Consider the following 546-nt stretch of genomic DNA (forward strand, 5'->3'; position numbering starts at 1 on the left):
TCTGGAAGAATCCTACATTCTGACAAACCCGAGCGGTGGTACGATCACTGTGTACCGCGTCGAGGTTGAAGGAACCCCTGCAGGCTACATAACCTCAGAGCCGCTGGATCCCGGGGTGACGTATTCGATGAATATCGTCAACGTTACACCGAGCAACGCACCGGACACGACCGACCCCGATGCCATTGTTGACGTTCCCTGTTTTTCCTCCGGAACGCTTATCGCGACACCTGACGGTGATGTTGAAATCGAAACCCTTTGTGCCGGGGATGAGGTTCTGACCCAAGACCATGGCCCGCAGCGCATACGCTGGATTGGCGCGCGGTCTTTAAATTCTCGTGATCTGGCTGGCAAGCCAAGACTGCGCCCGATCCGGATCGCAGCCGGAAGTCTGGGCAGCGGTCTTCCTCGGCGAGATTTGCTGGTCTCCCCGCAGCACAGGATGCTTGTGCGCTCGGCCATCGCAGTGCGCATGTTCGATGCCAGCGAAATCCTTGTTCCCGCCCACACCCTGATTGGCATTCCCGGTATCGCGGTGGATGAAGA

Annotated in this window: 1 protein-coding gene; it reads left to right on the plus strand. The window is 57.9% G+C overall.

The window, feature by feature from the left end; genetic code table 11:
* The coding region (locus ACRZ95_RS23245) for a Hint domain-containing protein (RefSeq protein ID WP_480555776.1) at positions 1–546 on the plus strand (546 nt) is incomplete at both ends.

The organism is Ruegeria sp. AI3 (assembly GCF_056541245.1).